This is a genomic window from Pseudoalteromonas rubra (assembly GCF_000238295.3).
Lineage (GTDB): Bacteria > Pseudomonadota > Gammaproteobacteria > Enterobacterales > Alteromonadaceae > Pseudoalteromonas > Pseudoalteromonas rubra.
Genome location: NZ_AHCD03000033.1, coordinates 1 through 297, shown reverse-complemented (window position 1 = coordinate 297; position 297 = coordinate 1). Strand labels below are relative to the sequence as shown.

The 297-nt window shown below is 38.4% G+C and carries 1 protein-coding gene; it reads right to left on the bottom strand.

Annotation, left to right across the window (positions count from 1 at the left end; all coding sequences use genetic code 11):
* Positions 1-109 precede the first annotated feature (109 nt).
* Positions 110-297: hypothetical protein (locus PRUB_RS26355; RefSeq protein ID WP_206759879.1), on the bottom strand; the 188-nt coding region annotated here is incomplete at its 5' end.

The window sequence follows — 297 nt, the reverse complement described above, 5'->3', positions numbered from 1 at the left end:
CTCGGAATGACAATGAAAATTGTTGTTCTATAGAGTTTTCGAAAGAAAAATGCCGATTAATCATTTCTTTTATAAAGAACGGATTAATTAGCGTCTACTTTAGTATTACTTAACTTCTGGCGAAGTTAAAATCAGTCTTTGAATATACAGCCTGTGCTGAGATATGCACGGCAGGTTCAAAGTTATTTATTCTGAGGCTAAGCCGCCGAAGATATTGTCGCCGGGAGCATAGCTCGTCTATGTGACCAAGCAATATCTGATGGCAATAACGCATCAGGATAAAGAACGACGAAACTG